We start from the raw sequence: 18,720 nt of genomic DNA, 5'->3' as shown, positions 1-18,720 counted from the left end.
CATGGCACTGACAGCATCGGTCAAAGAAGAACTGTCCCGTCTGGACATCAAGAAATCATCGGTCCGCAAAGCCGAGGTCTCCGCGATGCTCCGGTTCGCCGGCGGACTGCACATCATCTCCGGCCGGATCGTGATCGAGGCTGAAGTGGACCTGGCGTCCACGGCACGGCGACTCAGGGCCGCCATCGCGGAGGTCTACGGACACCAGAGCGAGATCATCGTTGTCTCCGGTGGCGGGCTCCGCAAGGGCAGCCGCTACGTTGTCCGGGTTGTGCGCGACGGCGAAGCGCTGGCCCGGCAGACCGGGCTCCTGGACGGCCGTGGCCGGCCCGTACGGGGGCTGCCTTCCGCCGTCGTTAACGGATCGGCAGCGGACGCCGAAGCCGTGTGGCGCGGCGCCTTCCTCTCCCACGGATCCCTCACCGAACCTGGCCGTTCCTCGTCCCTGGAAGTGACCTGCCCCGGGCCGGAATCGGCATTGGCACTCGTGGGGGCCGCCCGTCGCCTGGGTATCCAGGCCAAGGCCAGGGAAGTCCGGGGAGTGGACCGCGTGGTCATCCGCGACGGCGACACCATCGCTGCCCTCCTGACCCGCATGGGTGCCCACGACGCACTCATGGTTTGGGAAGAACGCCGGATGCGCAAGGAAGTCCGCGCCACGGCCAACCGGCTGGCAAACTTCGACGACGCCAACCTCAGGCGCTCCGCACAGGCCGCCGTGGCTGCCGGCGCACGGGTCGACCGTGCGCTGGAGATCCTGGGGGACGACGTTCCGGACCACCTCAAGTATGCCGGCGAGCTCAGGGTCGCCCACAAGCAGGCCAGCCTGGATGAACTTGGCCGCCTGGCGGATCCGGTGATGACCAAGGACGCCATCGCCGGGCGGATCCGCCGGCTGCTGGCCATGGCCGACAAACGCGCCCTGGACCTTGGCATCCCCGGGACGGACGCCAATGTGACGCCGGAAATGCTGGACGAGTAGCAGCCCCCTAGAATCAAGACCATGTGACGGAAATGCCCGCCAACTCCGCCGCAGCAATCTTCCGGATGCCCGCCATCCGGATGCACAATCCGAGAGAGTTACCAACCGGACAGTCAGTCCACGACATTGGAGGATTTTGTGACCGAGTACGTATTGCCTGAACTCAGCTACGACTACGCCGCCCTTGAGCCGCACATCTCTGCGCGCATCATGGAGCTGCACCACAGCAAGCACCACGCTGCCTACGTTGCAGGGGCCAACAACGCCCTGGCCCAGCTGGCAGAGGCGCGTGACAAGGGCGACTTCGCCAACATCAACCGCCTTTCCAAGGACCTCGCGTTCCACACCGGCGGCCACATCAACCACTCGGTGTTCTGGAACAACCTGTCTCCGGACGGTGGCGACAAGCCCGAAGGCGAACTGGCTGCGGCCATCGACGACGCCTTCGGCTCCTTTGACGCATTCCGCGCCCAGTTCAGCGCTGCGGCGCTCGGCCTGCAGGGTTCCGGCTGGGGTTTCCTGGCCTACGAGCCCATCGGCGGAAACCTGGTCATCGAACAGCTTTACGACCAGCAGGGCAACGTGGCACTGGGCACTACCCCGCTGCTGATGCTTGACATGTGGGAGCACGCTTTCTACCTGGACTACGTCAACGTCAAGGCTGACTACGTCAAGGCTTTCTGGAACATCGTGAACTGGGCCGACGTCGCCAAGCGGTTCGACGCAGCACGCACCAACGCCACGGGCCTGATCACCCTCCCGTAGTGACTGGCGCAACATGTGCCTGTAACAAACTTCACATTTCGGCGCTTTAGGGCCGGAATGTGGAAGGTCCGCCCCCGCACTTGCGGGGGCGGACCTACTTAAACGTAAGATGGATCACGGAAGGCGGTTAGCCTTCAGCAACGTGGCTGGTCGCCCTCCAATCTGTTAATCATCTCTGCCCAATGGCGTGCGGGATCTGTTAGTTGGCTTGAACGCCCGCTCAACTAGTTGTGCTTAAGCAAGCACCAAGGAGACTGAAAAAGTGACGACCCGTATTGGTATCAACGGCTTTGGCCGTATCGGCCGCAACTACTTCCGCGCAGCACTCGCACAGGGTGCGGACCTCGAGATCGTTGCAGTCAACGACCTCACCAGCCCCGAGGCCCTGGCCCACCTGCTCAAGTACGACTCCGTCGGCGGCCGCCTGACCGAAACCGTCGAGGTCAAGGACGGAAACATCGTTGTCAACGGCAACATCATCAAGGTCCTCGCCGAGCGCGACCCGGCCAACCTCCCGTGGGGCGAGCTCGGTGTCGACATCGTCATCGAGTCCACCGGCTTCTTCACCAAGGCCGCTGCCGCCCAGAAGCACATTGACGCAGGCGCCAAGAAGGTCCTGATCTCCGCTCCGGCATCCGACGAGGACATCACCATCGTGATGGGCGTCAACCACGAACTCTACGACTCCGCTGCGCACCACATCATCTCCAACGCGTCCTGCACCACCAACTGCCTCGGCCCGCTGGCCAAGGTCATCAACGACGAGTTCGGCATCGAGCGCGGCCTCATGACCACGGTCCACGCCTACACCGCCGACCAGAACCTGCAGGACGGCCCGCACAACGACCTCCGCCGTGCCCGCGCTGCCGCCATCAACATGGTCCCCACCTCCACCGGTGCGGCCAAGGCAATCGGCCTGGTCCTCCCGGAGCTCAAGGGCAAGCTGGATGGCTACGCCATCCGCGTCCCGGTCCCCACCGGCTCCGCAACCGACCTCACCGTCACCGTTGGCCGCGAGACCACCGTCGAGGAAGTCAACGCTGCGCTGAAGAAGGCTGCCGAGTCCGACGCGTTCCAGGGCATCCTGACCTACACGGACGCTCCGATCGTTTCCTCGGACATCGTAGGTGACCCCGCGTCGTCCATCTTCGACTCAGGGCTGACCAAGGTCATCGGCAACCAGGTCAAGGTTGTTTCCTGGTATGACAACGAATGGGGCTACTCCAACCGCCTCGTGGACCTGACGGAGCTCGTCGCATCCAAGCTGGGCTAGGGTTAGACACATGACATTTCACACCCTCAACGAACTGATCGCTGAAGGTGTCCGCGGGCGGTACATTCTTGTCAGAAGTGACCTGAATGTGCCGCTCGACGGCTCTACAGTGACTGACGACGGCCGGATCAAGGCCTCCCTTCCAGTCCTGACGAAGCTCACGGACGCCGGTGCCCGCGTGCTGGTAACAGCCCACCTCGGACGGCCCAAGGGCGCTCCGGAAGAGAAGTACTCCCTCAAGCCTGCCGCGTCCCGGCTGGCCGAACTCGCAGGGTTCAAGGTCTCCCTCGCCGACGACACCGTCGGCAGCTCCGCGAAGGAACAAGCCGCTGCACTGCAGGACGGTGAGGCGCTTGTCCTGGAGAACGTCCGCTTTGACGCCCGCGAAACCTCCAAGGACGACGCCGAACGGGCCGCCTTTGCGGATGAACTGGTCTCCCTCACCGGGGACAACGGCGCCTTTGTTGATGATGCTTTCGGCGCTGTGCACCGCAAGCACGCCAGCGTGTATGACGTCGCCACCCGGCTTCCATCGTTCCAGGGTGACCTCGTGCACACCGAAGTGGAGGTGCTGCGCAAGCTCACGGCCGACACACAGCGTCCCTACGTGGTGGTGCTCGGCGGTTCCAAGGTCTCCGACAAACTCGCCGTCATTGACAACCTCATTGGCAAGGCTGACACCATCCTGGTGGGCGGCGGCATGCTGTTCACCTTCCTCGCCGCAGAAGGCCACAAAGTGGCTGGAAGCCTCCTGGAGGAGGACCAGATCCCCGTTGTCCAGGACTACCTGAAGCGGGCAGCGGACGCCGGCACCGAGTTTGTTGTTCCCACTGACATCGTGGTGGCCAGCAAGTTCGCTGCAGACGCCGATCACGAGACCGTCCCGGCGGACGGCATCGAGGGCAGCAGCTTTGGTGCCCAGGGAATTGGCTTGGACATCGGACCCGACTCCGCCGCAGCTTTTGCGGACCGGATCAAGGGCGCCAAGACGGTGTTCTGGAACGGCCCCATGGGTGTCTTCGAATTCGAGGCCTTCTCCGGCGGCACCCGGGCAGTGGCACAGGCCCTGACCGAAGCCGACGCGTTCACCGTGGTGGGCGGCGGGGACTCCGCTGCCGCCGTCCGGACGCTCGGTTTCTCCGATGACCAGTTCGGACACATTTCCACCGGCGGCGGCGCCAGCCTGGAATACCTTGAAGGCAAGGACCTTCCCGGACTGACTGTCCTGGACCGCTAAGTCATCACGCCTGCCAACTTGGACTGCCAAGTCCTCCGGCCGGCAGGGAGCCCGCGGGTTCCCTGCCGGCCGAATACATCCTCAGAACTTTTGGAGAATACGTGACTACGTCAACGAATGGCTCTTTTGACCGTACGCCCTTCATCGCAGGCAACTGGAAGATGAACATGGACCATGTCCAGGGCATCACCCTCCTGCAGAAACTGGCCTGGACCCTGTCGGACGCCAAGCACGACTACAACCGCGTTGAGGTTGCTGTCTTCCCGCCGTTCACGGACCTTCGCGGCGTGCAAACGCTCGTCCAGGGCGATGAACTGGACGTTGCCTACGGCGCACAGGACCTGTCCCAGTTCGATTCCGGAGCCTACACCGGGGACATCTCAGGCCAGTTCCTGGGCAAGCTCGGCTGCAAGTACGTGCTCGTGGGCCACAGTGAACGCCGCACCATCCACCTGGAGTCGGACGAGGTCCTCAACGCCAAGGTCAAGGCGGCGTACAAGCACGGCATCGTCCCCGTGCTTTGCGTCGGCGAAGGCCTCGAAATCCGCCAGGCCGGTACCCACGTCGAGCACACGCTGACCCAGCTCCGCGCCGACGTCGCAGGCCTCACACCGGAACAGGCCAGCGAGCTTGTAGTGGCCTATGAGCCCGTCTGGGCCATCGGCACCGGAGAAGTGGCAGGCCCGGAAGATGCACAGGAAATGTGCGCCGCCATCCGTGCCGAACTGGCCACGATTTTCGGTGACGACGTCGCTGCCAAGATTCGCCTCCTCTATGGCGGCTCGGTCAAGGCCAGCAACGTTGCCGCGATCCTCAAGGAACGTGACGTCGACGGCGTGTTGGTGGGCGGCGCGAGCCTCGACCCCGCTGAGTTTGCTAATATTGTCAGGTTCGAGAGTCACCTGCTGACGGATTAGTCCAGTACGCAGCGTAAGCTCCCGTAATTCCCAATCTTCCGAAAGGCCGTCGTGGACGTTCTTCATGTCATTCTGCAGATTCTCCTGGGCATCACCAGCCTTCTGCTGACGCTGCTCATCCTCCTGCACAAAGGACGGGGCGGTGGCCTGTCGGACATGTTCGGTGGCGGCATGAGCTCCGGACTGAGTTCCTCCGGTGTTGCGGAACGGAACCTGAACAGGTTCACGATCATCCTGGGCGTCACGTGGGGCATTGTCATCATCGCCCTCGGCCTCATCATGAGGTTCAGCGGCTCCGGCGACTCCTGAGGTCCGGAAGCAACTGATCCCCTTCCGGCACTGCCGCCAGGGGAAACTGCGAACTAAACTGTGGCTGTTGGCTCCCAACAGCCACAGTTTCGTTTAAGCGGTCAGGAGTCCCGAATGGTACATACTGCTTCAGGCTTCCGCGGCACCCGTGTGGGTGTCACGGAGGGAGCCGGCCCCAGGCACCAGTCCGAAGACCTTCACGGTGAAAGTCTCCCTCGTATCCGCGTGTCCTACTGGTGCGCCAAGGGACACGAGACCACCCCCGTGTTTATCAAACTTCCGGAGGACCAGATACCGGTGATGTGGGACTGCCGAAGGTGTGGCGCCCCGGCGTCCAGGGACGGCAGCGAAGCCGCAGGCCTGGACACCCCCGAGGAGGGTTTCAAGAGCCACCTCGAATACGTTAAAGAAAGACGCTCCGACCAGGACGCGGAAGACGTCCTGGCCGGAGCGCTCGAAAGGCTACGCGCCCGCGGCGTCCTTGCGGACGAGCTGCTGCGGGACACGTGAGGCTGCGTTCTCGTCGATAAGCCATAGAGTCCGGGCGGTGCCCCTCGGGCCGGCTGCGGGGACCTGTACCGGGTTTGCACCGGCCAGGGCCAGGCCCACCGCACCGGCCTTGTCCTCACCCGCGACCACCATCCAGACTTCGGCTGCCGTGTTAATGGCAGGCAACGTCAGTGAGATACGCATCGGCGGCGGCTTGGGGGAGTTGCGCACGCCGACGACAGTCAGCGACTTCTCCCGGATACCGCCCTGCTCCGGAAACAGGGATGCCACATGCGCGTCGGGCCCAACGCCCAGCAGGACAACATCCAGCCGCGGAACAATGCCCGGCTCATCCGGACGGTCATCCGACATGTCTGCAGCGTGCTCGGCCTGGGCTGCTTCCCGGAGCCTGCGCGCGTAATCCTCTGCAGCCTCCTCGGGAGTGTCAAAATCGTCGGACGACGCCGGCTGGTTGATCCTCGCGGGATCCACCGGGATGTGGGACAACAGTGCGTCGAACGCCTGCTTGGTGTTCCGGTCGGCGTCGTCGGCGGCAACAAACCGCTCGTCACCCCACCAGAAGTTCACCCTCGACCAGTCGACCGCGGGCGCAGCCGGGGAGTCAGCAACAGCCTTCAAGGTACCGATGCCCACCGTGCCGCCGGTCAGGACCACGGTGGCTTCACCGTGTTTGTCCTGTACATCCACGAGTTTGGTGATCAGGCGGGCTGCGATGGCAGCCATCAGGACGGACGAATCAGGATGAATGCTTACTCTTGGGTCAACGCTCACTGGGTCGGACGCTCCTTAGATTTGTACGTGGCAGTCCAATAGTAATCACTTCTCCGAAGACCTCGTCGGGGTCGAGGCGGCGGAGTTCTTCGGCGAGGCAGTCGCGGAGGCTGCGGCGTGGCAGGGAGATGCGTTGGGCGGGTTGGCCTGGTTGGGTGAGTTCGGCGATGGAGAGTCCGGGGCGGAAGAGTTGGACGTCGCCGCCGGGGCGGGTGAGGCGGACGCGGCGGATGCCGGTCCCGGCGGGGTCCGCGACGATGGTGACGGGGGCGTCCAGTGACAGGGTGAGCCAGGCTGCGAGCAGGATGGTGGAGGGGGAGTCGGAGGCTCCTTCGACGGCGACGGCGGTCACCGGGGAGGAGTCGACCTGGTCCAGGACGGCGGCGAGCTGGATCCGCCAGTTGGTCAGCCGGGTCCAGGCGAGGTCGGTGTCGCCGGCCTTGTACGTGGACCGGATGTTTTCCAGCGCCAGTTGGGGGTCCGGTTCGTTGGCCGAGTCCGTGATCCGGCGGTGCGCGATCCGGCCGATCGAGGTTTCGCAGGCGTTCTCCGGCGCCCCGTGCGGCCACCAGGCCACGATCGGGGCATCCGGGAGCAGCAGGGCCGCGACGAGTGATTCGGACTCGTGCGCGAGTTCGCCGTAGCCGCGCAGCACGATGACTTCGGACGCGCCGGCGTCCCCGCCGACCCGGATCTGCGCGTCGAGCCGGTCCGGGGCGGACGCTCCGGCGTCGGCGAGCACGATGATCCGGCAGGGGTGTTCGCGGCTGGCCTCGTTCGCGGCTTCGATCGCTTCTTCCTCGAGCCCGGACTTGGTCACGACCACCAGGGTCAGGACCCGGCCCAGGGCGATCACGCCGCCCTGTTCACGCAGCGACATGATCTTCTTGGAGATCTTCGAGGTAGTGGTGTCCGGCAGGTCTACAATCATGGCCTTCTCCAGGTTCGTCCGTCACGGGCCAGCAGCTCATCAGCGCTGGCGGGGCCCCAGGACCCCGGGGCGTAGGGTTCGGGCTGTTCGTTCAGGGTGGCCCAGTAGTCCTCGAACGGGTCCAGGATCTTCCAGGACAGTTCCACTTCCTCGTGCCGCGGGAACAACGGCGGCTCACCCAAAAGCACGTCCAGGATCAAACGCTCATACGCCTCCGGAGAGGACTCGGTGAACGAGTGCCCGTAGCCGAAGTCCATCGTCACGTCCCGGACTTCCATCTGCGTGCCCGGGACCTTGGACCCGAACCGGATCGTCGCGCCCTCATCGGGCTGGACCCGGATGACCACAGCGTTCTGCCCGAAGTCATCCTCGCCATGGTCACGGAACAACAGGTTCGGCGCGCGTTTGAACACCACCGCGATCTCCGTCACCCGCCGGCCCAGCCGCTTGCCCGCGCGCAGGTAGAACGGCACCCCGGCCCAGCGCCGGGTATGGATATCCACCCGGATCGCGGCGAACGTCTCGGTGGTCGAATCAGCCGGGATGCCCTCTTCCTCCAGATAACCCTGGACCTGCTCCCCGCCCTGCCACCCGCCGGCGAACTGGCCCCGCGCCGAATGCGTGGACAAATCCTCCGGGAGCTTGACCGCGGCCAGGACCTTTTCCTTCTCCGCCCGCAAATCATCGGCGTTAAACGAAATGGGTTCCTCCATCGCGGTCAGCGCCAACAACTGCAGCAGATGGTTCTGGATCACATCCCGCGCAGCACCCACACCGTCGTAATACCCCGCCCGGCCACCGGTGCCGATGTCCTCGGCCATCGTGATCTGGACATGGTCCACATAATTCGCGTTCCACAACGGTTCGAACAACTGGTTCGCGAAACGCAACGCCAGGATGTTCTGCACCGTCTCCTTCCCCAGGTAATGATCAATCCGGAACACCGCGTCCGGCGGGAACACCGACTCCACAATGTCATTCAACGCCCGCGCCGACTCCAGGTCATGCCCGAACGGCTTCTCGATCACCACCCGCCGCCACTTCTCCCCATCAGCCTGCGCCAGGCCATGCTTGGACAACTGACGGCAGACCTGCTCAAAGGCCTTCGGCGGGATCGAGAGGTAAAACGCGTGATTACCCCGCGTCCCGCGCTCCTCATCCAACAACGCAATCGTGTCACCCAGACGCTCAAACGCGTCATCATCATCAAACTCGCCCTGGACAAACCGGACACCCTCGGACAACTGGTTCCACACCGCCTCATCAAACGGCGTCCGCGCATAAGCCTGCACCGAGGACTTCACCTCAGCAGCGAACTCCCCATCACTCCACGCCCGCCGCCCGAAACCCACCAACGCGAAACTCGGCGGCAACAACCCCCGGTTCGCCAGGTCATACACAGCCGGCATCAGCTTCTTACGCGCAAGATCACCAGTCACCCCAAAAAGCACCAACGACGACGGACCAGCAATCCTGTTCAAACGACGATCACGCGGATCCCGGAGCGGATTGCGCCCTGATTTTCCGGCACGCGACCCGGAGGTCCTGCCGTATTCAGTTTCTGGCATGGTTGCTTTTGTACCTTAGCTTTCGGTAACGGAGGCTGACCGGGCGGACAGCGCAGCGACGATGTCCTGCAGCTGCGCCACACCGGCGGCCCGATCAGTCAGGTGCAGGCGCAGCACAGGCCGGCCGTGCTCACCCAGGACCTGGGCATCGCCCGCGGCCTGCGCAGCAATCAGTTCCCCGAATGTGAAGGGACGATCCGGGATGGACAGGTCCTCTGTGGGAGCTGCGGTGACCTGGAGGAAGACCCCGATGGCGGGGCCGCCCTTGTGGAACTGGCCCGTGGAGTGCAGGAAGCGCGGGCCCCAGCCAAACGTCACCGGACGGCCGCTGGCTGCGGCGAGCTCGTCCCGCACGCTCTCGAGCTGGGCAAAGGCGAGCCGGTCGAAGTAGGCCTGGACACTGAGGTAGCTGTCGGCCTCGAGCGTACCCAGCAGCGCACGGACGGCTTCTTCAGCGGTTGCTGCGGAGCCGAGCCAGTCTCGGCCGCGGACCTCGATGGCGCCGTCGACAAAAGCCGCAGGCGTGGGTTCGGGCTGGGCATCCAGCAGACCCCGCGCGGCGACCTTGGCGGCTTCCACGTCGGGCTGGTCGAACGGGTTGATGCCCAGAAGGCGCCCGGCCACGGCAGTCGCGAACTCCCACACCATCATCTGGGTGGCGAGGCCACCTGCAATGGCCACTTCGTTTTCACCGAGTTCGACGTCGGCATCCGCGGCTACCAGCCGCACCACGAGGACGTCGGCCGCACCGGAGGTGACCTCCGGTGACGCGGGACCGGCGACTACGGGCAGGACGCCGGTGCCCAGCTTTCCGGTGGATTCCGCGATGAGCTGTTCGGCCCAGTCCGCAAAGCCCACAATCCCGGATCCGTCTTCTGCGATGACAATCTTGTTCCGCAGCGGGCTGGTTCCGCCGAGGGCCGTCCCGAGCGCCAGGCCGATGTTCTCGGCGGCGTCGTCATTGAGGATCTCGGCGGCTTCCTCGGCCTCATCCAGGAAAGCCTGGATGTCAACGCCGGCCAGGCCGGACGGGACCAGGCCGAAGGCGGTGAGGGCCGAGTAGCGGCCGCCCACGTTGGGGTCGGCGTTGAAAACAGCGCGGTAACCTGCCTCGCGGGACGCCTTATCCAGCGGGGAACCCGGATCGGTAACAATGATGATCCGGCTCTTCGCATCGAGCCCGGCCTCGGTGAAGGCGTGCTCGAAAATCCTGCGCTGGGAGTCGGTCTCCAGGGTGGAACCGGACTTGGACGAGACCACAATGGCGGTCTCGGCCAGCCGGTCCGCCAGCGCAACACGGACCTGGTCCGGGTCCGTGCTGTCCAGCACAGTCAGCTCGACGCCAGCGGTGCCCGCTATGACCTCCGGAGCGAGCGATGATCCGCCCATGCCGCAAAGCACGATCCGGGTCACGCCCTCTGCCTTCAGGGCGTCGCGGAGTTCCAAAATGTCCGCAACCAGCGGCTGGGAGACGGTGGCCGCCTCAACCCAGCCGAGGCGGACAGCCGACTCTGCTTCGGCGTCGGGACCCCACAGCGTGTGGTCCTTGGCGAAGATCCGGGTGGCAATACGGTCCTCGACGAGGGTCGGGAGGTGCTGCTCGAGTGCCTGTTGTGCGGCACCGGTGGCGTCGTAGCTGAGTGTGCTCATGGTGGGTTAGGAAGCCTTCCGTGCAGAGGCGAGGGCGCCCTCGACGTCGGCCAGCAGTTCCTTCCAGCTGGCCACGAACTTGTCAAGGCCTTCGGATTCGAGGATCGCGACGACGTCGTTGTAGGAGATGCCCAGGGCGTCCAGTGCGTCGAGCGTGGCATTGGCCTCGGCGTACGTCCCGGAAACGGTGTCGCCGGTGACGACGCCGTGGTCGAACGTGGCGTCGAGGGTCTTCTCCGGCATGGTGTTGACAACGCCGGGGGCAACGAGCTCGGTGACGTAGAGGGTGTCCGGGTACGCCGGGTCCTTGACGCCGGTGGAGGCCCAGAGCGGGCGCTGGGGGAGGGCGCCGGCTTCGGCCAGCAGGGCCCAGCGCTCGGTGGCGAAGAGCTCTTCGTAGACCTGGTAGGCCAGGCGGGCGTTGGCGACGCCGGCCTTGCCCTTGAGTGCCTTGGCTTCGTCGGTGCCGATGGCGTCAAGGCGCTTGTCAATTTCGGAGTCCACGCGGGAAACGAAGAACGACGCGACCGAGTGGATCTTGGAGAGGTCGTGGCCGTTTTCCTTGGCCTGCTCCAGGCCGGACTGGAAGGCGTTGATGACGGCGCGGTAGCGCTCCAGCGAGAAGATCAGGGTCACGTTGACGCTTATGCCTTCGGCGAGGGTGGCGGTGATGGCTTCCAGGCCCTCGAGCGTTGCCGGGATCTTGATGAGGACGTTGTCCTTGTTGACCTTCTTGTACAGGTGCTTCGCTTCGGCGATGGTGCCGGCGGTGTCCCAGGCAAGGCGCGGATCGACTTCGATGGACACTCGGCCGTCAACGCCCTTGGTAGCGGCGGCGACCGGAGCGAACAGGTCGCAGGCGTCGGCGACGTCGGTGGTGGTGATCTCGAAGATGGTGTCTTCGACGCTGGCGCCGGCAGCGGCCTGGGCCGCAATGGTGGCGTCGTAGTCCGTGCCGGCAGTGATGGCGGCGTGGAAGATGGACGGGTTGGTGGTGACACCAACAACGTTCTTCTCTTCGATGAGCTTGCGCAGTGTCCCGGTTTCGAGGCGGCTGCGGGAAAGGTCATCGAGCCAGATGGAGACTCCGGCGTCGGAGAGCTGCTGAGTGGGGGTAGTCATTTTTTGTATCTCCTGGATTAGGGTTCAGGCCTGCAGGCCAGCGAGGGAGTCCTTGGCGGCGGCGGCGACAGCCTCCGCAGTGATGCCGAACTCCTGGAAAAGGCGCTTGTAGTCAGCGGAAGCGCCGTAGTGCTCGAGGCTGATGGAGCGGCCGGCGTCGCCGACGAACTCCCTCCAGCCCAGGGCCAGACCGGCTTCGACGGATACCCGGGCCTTGACGGCGGCGGGGAGCACGGACTCGCGGTAGGCGGCGTCCTGCTTGTTGAACCACTCGACGCACGGCATGGAGACAACGCGGGCGGCGATACCTTCGGCCTGGAGCGCTTCGCGGGCCTGTACGGCCAGCTGGACCTCGGAGCCGGTGCCGATGAGGATGACGTCGGCAGGAACGGTGGCGCCGTCCTTGGATGCTTCGGCAAGGACGTACCCTCCCTTGGCGACGCCGGCTACGGAACCGAAGGTGTCGCCGTCGGCTTCGCTTTCACCGCGGGCGTAGGTAGGGATGTTCTGGCGGGTCAACACGATGCCGGCCGGGTTTTCGTGGTTCTCCAGCATGGTCTTCCATGCCGCAGCGACCTCGTTGGCGTCACCGGGGCGGACAACGTCCAGGCCCACGATGGCGCGCAGGGAGGCCAGCTGTTCCACCGGCTGGTGGGTGGGGCCGTCTTCGCCCAGGCCGATGGAGTCGTGGGTCCATACGTACAGCGACGGGACACCCATGAGGGCGCCGAGCCGGATGGCGGGCCGCTGGTAGTCGGAGAAGATCAGGAACGTGCCGGAGAATGCGCGGGTGTTGCCGTGCAGGGCGATGCCGTTCACGATCGAGGCGGCGGCGTGCTCACGGATACCGAAGTGCAGCACACGGCCGTAGGGGTTGCCGGACCAGGCGTCGGTCTGCTTGGAGGCAGGCACGAACGACGGCGAACCTTCGATGGTGGTGTTGTTGGACTCGGCGAGGTCGGCGGAGCCGCCCCAAAGTTCCGGCAGGACCGGGCCCAGCGCGTTGAGCACCTTGCCGGACGCGGCGCGGGTGGAGACGTCCTTGCCGGCCGGGAAGACCGGAAGTGCGGCGTCCAGGCCCTCGGGCAGTTCGCGGGCTTCGATGCGCTGCAGCAGTTCGGCGTTCTCCGGGTTGGCTGCCTGCCAGGCGTTGAAGGACTCTTCCCATTCCTTGCGGGCAGCTGCACCGCGGTCAACCACGGAACGGGCGTGGGCCAGGACTTCCTGGTCGACATCGAAGGACTTGGCGGGGTCGAAGCCCAGTACTTCCTTCAGGGCCGCAACTTCCTCGGCGCCCAGTGCGGAGCCGTGGATCTTGCCGGTGTTCTGCTTCTTCGGTGCCGGGTACCCGATAATGGTGCGCAGCGAAATGATGGAGGGCTTGGAGGTTTCGGCCTTGGCGGCGAGCAGCGCCGAATACAGCTCCTGCACGTCTTCGACGTACTCGCCGGTCTTGGTCCAGTCCACGCGCTGGGTGTGCCAGCCGTAGGCCTCGTAGCGCTTGAGGACATCTTCGGTGAAGGAGATGTCGGTGTCGTCTTCGATGGAGATGTGGTTCTCATCGTAGACAACAACGAGGTTGCCCAGTTCCTGGTGGCCGGCCAGCGAGGAAGCCTCGGCCGTGACGCCTTCCTGGAGGTCGCCGTCGGACGCGATGACCCAGATGGTGTGGTCGAACGGGCTTTCGCCGGCGGGAGCATCGGCGTCGAACAGGCCGCGTTGGCGGCGCTGGGAGTAGGCGAAGCCTACGGACGACGCCAGGCCCTGACCCAGCGGGCCGGTGGTGATTTCCACACCGGCGGTGTGCTTGTACTCCGGGTGGCCCGGGGTCAGGGAGCCCCAGGTGCGGAGGGCCTCAAGGTCCTTCAGCTCCAGGCCGTAGCCGGAGAGGAACAGCTGGATGTACAGCGTCAGGGACGTGTGGCCCGGGGACAGGATGAAACGGTCGCGGCCGATCCAGTCAGGGTTCCGGGGATCGTGGCGCATCAGCTTCTGGAAGAGAAGGTAGGCGGCAGGCGCCAGGCTCATGGCCGTGCCCGGGTGGCCGTTGCCAACCTTCTCCACGGCATCTGCGGCCAAAACGCGGACGGTGTCCACCGCGCGCTGGTCCAGGCTGGTCCAAGACAGTTCTTGCTCTTCAAAATGTGGCACGAAAACCGGGCCCCTCTCTAGTGCTGACGGCGGGCGGTACACGGGGTCCGTACGGGGGCACGCTGGGGTGCCCGCTTTGGTGTGTACCAGCCGTTCACCGTCGAAACGTTGATCTATCACTCAGCCACATGTCGAATCTGGGAATGCGGTTTCCACCGCTTCTTCTCTGCGTGCTGATCTGGTGACAGCTTAGCTCTATTCCATCCTGCGGGAGGCCCAAATCTCACGTTTTGGACGCAATTTCCCCTTATGTGAATCACCGTTCCGTGAGGTTGAGTTAATCTGCTCGAATCGGCCTGCGAGCGATCATCAGGGCCTATTGAAGGGGCTTCTGTTACAAATGCGCACGGTATGATATTTGGAGGCTGACGCCGGGTGGCCGTGCTCCTTAAGGGGTTCACGGCGGTCCAAAGGGTGTTGCCGGGACTTTCTTCTGATGACCATTGGCGGGCTGCCCGGATAACGGCCGCACCGACAGCTGCACCGCCAGACAGACTTGCCAAACAGAACGGGTGACCGCCACCGTGAGCACAACCGATACGCCGCTGAACGCTTCCCGCACCCGAGGGGGAACCGGGCTGGCCCGCAAAGCCAAGGCGTATCTGGCGCTCACCAAGCCTCGCGTCATCGAACTGCTGCTGGTCAGCACGCTGCCCACCATGATCTACGCCGAACGCGGCTTCCCCTCCATAGGCCTGATCCTGGCCACGCTGGTCGGCGGTGCATTCGCGGCCGGCAGCGCCGGGGCGTTCAACTGCTACATCGACCGCGACATCGATAAGCTGATGCACCGAACCGAAAACCGGCCGCTCGTCACGGGCGAGGTCACGCCCCGTGAGGCCCTCATTTTCTCGTGGCTCCTTGGGGCTGCCGCCATTGCGATCCTATGGTTCGGCGCCAACCCGCTGGCCGCCTGGCTTGGCCTGGGCGCCATCTTCTTCTACGTGGTCATCTACACCATCATCCTCAAGCGGCGCACGGCACAGAACATTGTGTGGGGCGGGGCAGCGGGCTGCTTCCCGGTGCTGATCGCCTGGGCCGCCGTGACCAACTCGGTGGAGTGGCCGGCCGTCATCCTGTTCATGGTGATCTTCCTCTGGACGCCGCCGCACTACTGGCCGCTGTCCATGCGCTACGGCGAGGACTACCGCAACGCCAACGTGCCCATGCTCGGCGCCATCGCCGGCGCCAAGGTGGTTTCGGTCCAGGTGGTCCTGTACGCCTGGGCCATGGTTGTCTGCTCCCTGCTGATGGTTCCGGCCGGCGGCGCAGGCTGGGTCTACACAGCTACGGCGGTCCTTGCCGGTGCCTGGTTCCTGTACGAGTCACACTCCCTGTACAACCGGGCGCAGCGGGAGGACATCTCGGACAAGCGCGCCATGAAGGTCTTCCACGGTTCCATCAGCTACCTGACCCTGCTCTTCATCGCCCTGGCGGTGGACCCGTTCGTCGGCCCGGCAGTGATGGCTGGCTAACTACCAGGACCCTTTCCCTCTTCCTGCAGGAATTTCCAGCACCCTCTCTCATCACTGGTGGGGGAGGGTTTTGCGTCTGTGCAGGATCTGACAGAGCTTCCGGCACGAATCCAACGATGCTCCATCACCTGTGGCTGCCATTACTACCTTTTAGGGACCACAGCTGATAGAGCAACGGCGGGCAACCCGCAGGAAGTGAGAGAGCGTTCCGTTAACCGAGGGCGCCCCGGCTCGTAGGAACCAGGGCGCCTCATGGTTGGGAAAGCGGGTTAGCCGTGGTGCCCGACTACGTCACAGGGCTGGAACGGGCGATGTCGGCGGCGTTGGTTGCCGCACTCATCAGCAGTGCCGCCCCGAGCATGTGCGTCCCCACCAGCAGCGCCGGAATGCCGTTGTAGTACTGCGTAAAACCGATCACGGCCTGCAGCAGCGTCACCGCCAGGAGCAGGATCACCGATGTCCGGAAGGGACCGGGAATCCGGCGCATGAGGACCACGACGAGAGCGAAAAGCGTTCCGGCGGTGATGAGGTAGGCCGGAACCGCGTGGATGTGGGAGAACAAGTCCCAGTCGAGGCCGTTTCGCGGCGCGTCCGCATCACCGGCGTGGGGGCCGGCCCCCGTGACCACTACTCCAAGCATCACGGCCATTGCAGAGAAAAGCGCGACGGCGGCGCCCACCGGGCGTAAGACGCCTGGCAATGCGGGCAGGGAGCGAGTGGCAAACCGGCCGGTCCGCCCGTAAGCCCGGTTGACGAGCAGTGTGGCAACTACCACCAGCGCCATGGACACAAGGAAGTGCAGTCCCACCACCCAGGGGTTGAGGTTGGTCAGCACGGTAATGCCGCCGATCACAGCCTGCGCTGGAATGCTTGCCAGCAGGCCCAGCGCCAGCAGGAAGAGGTCGCGGCGTTCCTTGCGCAGGTTCCACAAGTACACCAGCATCAGGACTGCGACGGCGGCGAGGGCGAAAGTCAGCAGCCTGTTGCCGAATTCGATGAACCCGTGGATTCCCATCTCCGGTGTGTTGACCAAGGAGGTGTCCGTGCAGCGCGGCCAGGTGGGGCAACCGAGCCCCGACGCCGTCAGCCGAACGGCGCCGCCTGTGACGACCAAGGCCGTCTGTCCGATCAGGGACGCCACTGCCAGGCGCCGGACCCGGGCATCAACGGTACGGGGCAGCCGGGACGCCAGGCGTCCGGCGAACTGGGGGAGGCGTGAAGCCGTGCTCACGAATATCTCAATTCCACTTGAACCAACGGATGGCTGCTGCTCCGGCAATAACTGTCCAGACCAACAGGATAAGGGCGGCACCGCCATCTACAGTGCCGAGCAGGAAGGCCTCGCGCAAGGCCTCCCCAAGTGCGCCCGAAGGCAGATAGTGAACTATCCCCTGTGCGGGGGCGGGCAGCCGTTCCGCGGGAATGACGATGCCTCCCAACGCGCCGAGCAGGATCCACAGCAGGTTAGTGATCGCCAGAGTGGCTTCCGGCCGAACGGTACCCGCCACCAGGAGGCCAAGGGCGGTAAAAGCCGCGGCGCCCAGGACCAGCAGCGCAAGGCCGGGAAGCCAGCCTGCTGCCGGCGGGCTCCAGCCGAGGGGAAGTGCCACGGCGGTGATCACCGCAACCTGGAGGGTAAGTACAGCCAGCACGGCCAGTACCTTGCCGGCAATAAGTCCGGTGCGGCCCAACGGGGTGGTGGAGAGGAAGCGCAGCACGCCGTACCGGCGGTCAAAGCCGGTGGCGATGCCTTGTCCGGTGAAGGCCGTAGACATCGCGCACAGCGCCAGGATTCCGGGGACCGCAACGTTGACGCGGCTCCCGCCCAGCCCGTCCAGGAGGGGAGTCACCGTCAGGCCCACTAAGGCAAGCAGGGGCAGGACGACGGCCAGGATCAGTTGCTCGCCGTTCCGGAGCATGGCCAGCGATTCGTACTTGCCCTGCAACAGGATGCGCTGAAGCAGCGGCGCAGGTGCCTGGCCCGGGGGAGCCATGGAGGGAACTGTCATCGGATGTCCTTTCCTGAGATGTCCAGGAAGACGTCTTCGAGGCTGCGTGCTTCGAGGCTGAGTGAGCCGGGCATGACGCCGTGGGCTGCCCACCATGAGGCAAGAGACGCAAGGTCTTCGGGTGTGAGTGGTCCGGTGGCAACATAGCTGCCAGCACGGGTCTCGCTGACGGCAATGGCCTCCGGGAGCACGCCGGCGAGGTCCAATCCCGCAGGAGCCTCAAAGAAAAGTGTCCGGATGTGCTCGGCGCCCGCCTCCACAACGGGGTCCCGCTGCAGCAGCTGCGCCACGGTCCCTTCGGCAACGTTCCGGCCGGCGTCGATGATATAGACGTAGTCGGCCAGCCGCTGCGCGTCATCCATGAGGTGCGTGGTGAGGATGATGCCCATCCCGGCGTCCCGCAGCTCGGCAATGAGTTCAAAGACCAACTGCCGTGATTGTGGATCCAGGCCTGCGCTGGGCTCATCGAGGAAGAGGACCTCAGGGTTGCCGATCAGCGCCGCGGCCAGGGCCAGCCTCTGCCTTTGTCCCCCGGAGAGCCGGCGGACCGATGTCCTGCTGAACGTGTCGATGCCCAGCCGCTCTACCAGATCGTCCACCGGGCGGGGCTGGGCATACATCCCGGCGATGTGCCGCAGGAGCGGGATGGGCCGGGCCGACGGCGGGAGGCCGCCGTCCTGGAGCATCACGCCTACGCGGGCGCGAAGGTTTGCGCCTGCCTGGGCAGGATCGTGGCCCAGCAGGGAGATCGTTCCGCCACTGCGGACCTGTAAGCCCTGGGCACATTCAATGGTGGTGGTTTTACCGGCGCCGTTGGCACCGAGGAGGGCTGTGACCTCCCCCCGTTCGGCGACAAGGGAGACGCCGCTCACCACCCGGAGCATCTTCCCGTCCAGGGTGGCCAGCGGACCAACATCCTTAATTAACCCGCTGATGGACAGAACCGGGGATTTGGGGGAACGCACCCCAGCATTCTACGGGATGTAGTACTCGTTGCGACGATCCCGGCAGCAGCGCAGGCCAGCCTCACCTTACTGGAACGGGGGAGTA

At 64.9% G+C, this 18,720-nt stretch carries 17 protein-coding genes; 8 read left to right on the top strand and 9 right to left on the bottom strand.

Annotated elements, in window-relative coordinates; translation table 11 throughout:
* The first annotated feature begins 1 nt into the window (after nucleotide 1).
* The 7 genes from whiA to ACLKOZ_RS07740 all read left to right on the top strand — a co-directional run bounded on the left by whiA (nucleotide 2) and on the right by ACLKOZ_RS07740 (nucleotide 5,993).
* Nucleotides 2–982: a DNA-binding protein WhiA gene (gene whiA, locus ACLKOZ_RS07770; protein WP_066284919.1), complete on the top strand. Its 981-nt coding sequence runs from the start codon at nucleotides 2–4 to the stop codon at nucleotides 980–982.
* A 138-nt stretch (nucleotides 983–1,120) separates the two neighbouring features.
* A complete protein-coding gene (locus tag ACLKOZ_RS07765; RefSeq protein ID WP_056339769.1) occupies nucleotides 1,121–1,747 on the top strand; it encodes a superoxide dismutase in 627 nt (208 codons plus the stop codon).
* A gap of 262 nt (nucleotides 1,748–2,009) precedes the next feature.
* A complete protein-coding gene (gene gap, locus ACLKOZ_RS07760; RefSeq protein WP_436474057.1) occupies nucleotides 2,010–3,020 on the top strand; it encodes a type I glyceraldehyde-3-phosphate dehydrogenase in 1,011 nt (336 codons plus the stop codon).
* A 10-nt stretch (nucleotides 3,021–3,030) separates the two neighbouring features.
* The gene (locus tag ACLKOZ_RS07755) at nucleotides 3,031–4,257 is read left to right on the top strand and encodes a phosphoglycerate kinase (RefSeq protein ID WP_436474055.1); all 1,227 of its coding nucleotides are present in this window, start codon (nucleotides 3,031–3,033) and stop codon (nucleotides 4,255–4,257) included.
* Nucleotides 4,258–4,358: 101 nt separating this feature from the next.
* On the top strand, nucleotides 4,359–5,174 hold the full coding sequence (gene tpiA / locus ACLKOZ_RS07750; RefSeq protein WP_337347307.1) for a triose-phosphate isomerase: 816 nt from the start codon (nucleotides 4,359–4,361) through the stop codon (nucleotides 5,172–5,174).
* A 51-nt stretch (nucleotides 5,175–5,225) separates the two neighbouring features.
* Nucleotides 5,226–5,483, top strand: coding sequence for a preprotein translocase subunit SecG (gene secG / locus ACLKOZ_RS07745; RefSeq protein ID WP_337347308.1), 258 nt, complete (start codon nucleotides 5,226–5,228; stop codon nucleotides 5,481–5,483).
* Nucleotides 5,484–5,597: 114 nt separating this feature from the next.
* Entirely contained in the window at nucleotides 5,598–5,993 is a 396-nt protein-coding gene (locus tag ACLKOZ_RS07740; RefSeq protein ID WP_337352484.1) for an RNA polymerase-binding protein RbpA, read from the top strand.
* Here ACLKOZ_RS07740 and pgl read toward each other — a convergent pair.
* From pgl to tkt, 6 genes are read right to left on the bottom strand one after another with little or no spacing between them, the layout of a single operon-like run.
* Nucleotides 5,946–6,764, bottom strand: coding sequence for a 6-phosphogluconolactonase (gene pgl / locus ACLKOZ_RS07735; RefSeq protein WP_337352483.1), 819 nt, complete (start codon nucleotides 6,762–6,764; stop codon nucleotides 5,946–5,948). The two genes, ACLKOZ_RS07740 and pgl, sit on opposite strands and share 48 nt — an antisense overlap.
* Nucleotides 6,754–7,695, bottom strand: a complete 942-nt coding sequence (locus tag ACLKOZ_RS07730; protein ID WP_436474051.1) for a glucose-6-phosphate dehydrogenase assembly protein OpcA — start codon at nucleotides 7,693–7,695, stop codon at nucleotides 6,754–6,756. Before ACLKOZ_RS07730 ends, pgl begins: the two co-directional genes overlap by 11 nt.
* The gene (gene zwf, locus ACLKOZ_RS07725; RefSeq protein ID WP_436474049.1) at nucleotides 7,692–9,263 is read right to left on the bottom strand and encodes a glucose-6-phosphate dehydrogenase; all 1,572 of its coding nucleotides are present in this window, start codon (nucleotides 9,261–9,263) and stop codon (nucleotides 7,692–7,694) included. The genes ACLKOZ_RS07730 and zwf overlap by 4 nt, the downstream gene beginning before the upstream one ends.
* A 15-nt stretch (nucleotides 9,264–9,278) precedes the next feature.
* A complete protein-coding gene (locus ACLKOZ_RS07720) occupies nucleotides 9,279–10,913 on the bottom strand; it encodes a glucose-6-phosphate isomerase (protein WP_436474047.1) in 1,635 nt (544 codons plus the stop codon).
* A gap of 6 nt (nucleotides 10,914–10,919) precedes the next feature.
* Complete coding sequence (gene tal / locus ACLKOZ_RS07715) at nucleotides 10,920–12,035, bottom strand: transaldolase (protein ID WP_337351255.1); 1,116 nt, start codon at nucleotides 12,033–12,035, stop codon at nucleotides 10,920–10,922.
* 24 nt (nucleotides 12,036–12,059) lie between these two features.
* The gene (tkt, locus tag ACLKOZ_RS07710) at nucleotides 12,060–14,186 is read right to left on the bottom strand and encodes a transketolase (protein ID WP_436474044.1); all 2,127 of its coding nucleotides are present in this window, start codon (nucleotides 14,184–14,186) and stop codon (nucleotides 12,060–12,062) included.
* A gap of 512 nt (nucleotides 14,187–14,698) precedes the next feature.
* Here tkt and ACLKOZ_RS07705 point away from each other — a divergent pair.
* Nucleotides 14,699–15,661 carry a heme o synthase gene (locus tag ACLKOZ_RS07705; protein ID WP_337348336.1) on the top strand — a complete coding sequence of 321 codons (963 nt, stop codon included), beginning with the start codon at nucleotides 14,699–14,701 and terminating at the stop codon, nucleotides 15,659–15,661.
* Between the two features lie 286 nt (nucleotides 15,662–15,947).
* On the opposite strand, the gene ACLKOZ_RS07700 is transcribed toward ACLKOZ_RS07705, so the two are convergent.
* Genes ACLKOZ_RS07700 through ACLKOZ_RS07690 form a run of 3 tightly spaced genes read right to left on the bottom strand, consistent with a single transcriptional unit; the run spans nucleotide 15,948 to nucleotide 18,635 of the window.
* Nucleotides 15,948–16,892 carry a COX15/CtaA family protein gene (locus ACLKOZ_RS07700; protein WP_436474042.1) on the bottom strand — a complete coding sequence of 315 codons (945 nt, stop codon included), beginning with the start codon at nucleotides 16,890–16,892 and terminating at the stop codon, nucleotides 15,948–15,950.
* 7 nt (nucleotides 16,893–16,899) lie between these two features.
* The gene (locus ACLKOZ_RS07695; protein ID WP_436474040.1) at nucleotides 16,900–17,670 is read right to left on the bottom strand and encodes an ABC transporter permease; all 771 of its coding nucleotides are present in this window, start codon (nucleotides 17,668–17,670) and stop codon (nucleotides 16,900–16,902) included.
* Nucleotides 17,667–18,635: an ABC transporter ATP-binding protein gene (locus ACLKOZ_RS07690; protein ID WP_436474038.1), complete on the bottom strand. Its 969-nt coding sequence runs from the start codon at nucleotides 18,633–18,635 to the stop codon at nucleotides 17,667–17,669. Before ACLKOZ_RS07690 ends, ACLKOZ_RS07695 begins: the two co-directional genes overlap by 4 nt.
* Nucleotides 18,636–18,720 lie beyond the last annotated feature (85 nt).

The organism is Arthrobacter sp. R4 (genome assembly GCF_051365025.1).
GTDB lineage: Bacteria > Actinomycetota > Actinomycetes > Actinomycetales > Micrococcaceae > Arthrobacter.
The sequence above is the reverse complement of the archived record's forward strand: the minus strand, read 5'-3'. Positions and strand labels throughout refer to the sequence as shown.

Bases quoted from the DNA above. Each gene is read 5' to 3' on its own strand.
- whiA (WP_066284919.1), top strand. From the start codon at position 2: ATGGCACTGACAGCATCGGTCAAAGAAGAACTGTCCCGTCTGGACATC.
- ACLKOZ_RS07755 (WP_436474055.1), top strand. From the start codon at position 3,031: ATGACATTTCACACCCTCAACGAACTGATCGCTGAAGGTGTCCGCGGG.
- ACLKOZ_RS07740 (WP_337352484.1), top strand. From the start codon at position 5,598: ATGGTACATACTGCTTCAGGCTTCCGCGGCACCCGTGTGGGTGTCACG.
- ACLKOZ_RS07730 (WP_436474051.1), bottom strand. From the start codon at position 7,695: ATGATTGTAGACCTGCCGGACACCACTACCTCGAAGATCTCCAAGAAG.
- zwf (WP_436474049.1), bottom strand. From the start codon at position 9,263: ATGCCAGAAACTGAATACGGCAGGACCTCCGGGTCGCGTGCCGGAAAA.
- ACLKOZ_RS07720 (WP_436474047.1), bottom strand. From the start codon at position 10,913: ATGAGCACACTCAGCTACGACGCCACCGGTGCCGCACAACAGGCACTC.
- tal (WP_337351255.1), bottom strand. From the start codon at position 12,035: ATGACTACCCCCACTCAGCAGCTCTCCGACGCCGGAGTCTCCATCTGG.
- ACLKOZ_RS07695 (WP_436474040.1), bottom strand. From the start codon at position 17,670: ATGACAGTTCCCTCCATGGCTCCCCCGGGCCAGGCACCTGCGCCGCTG.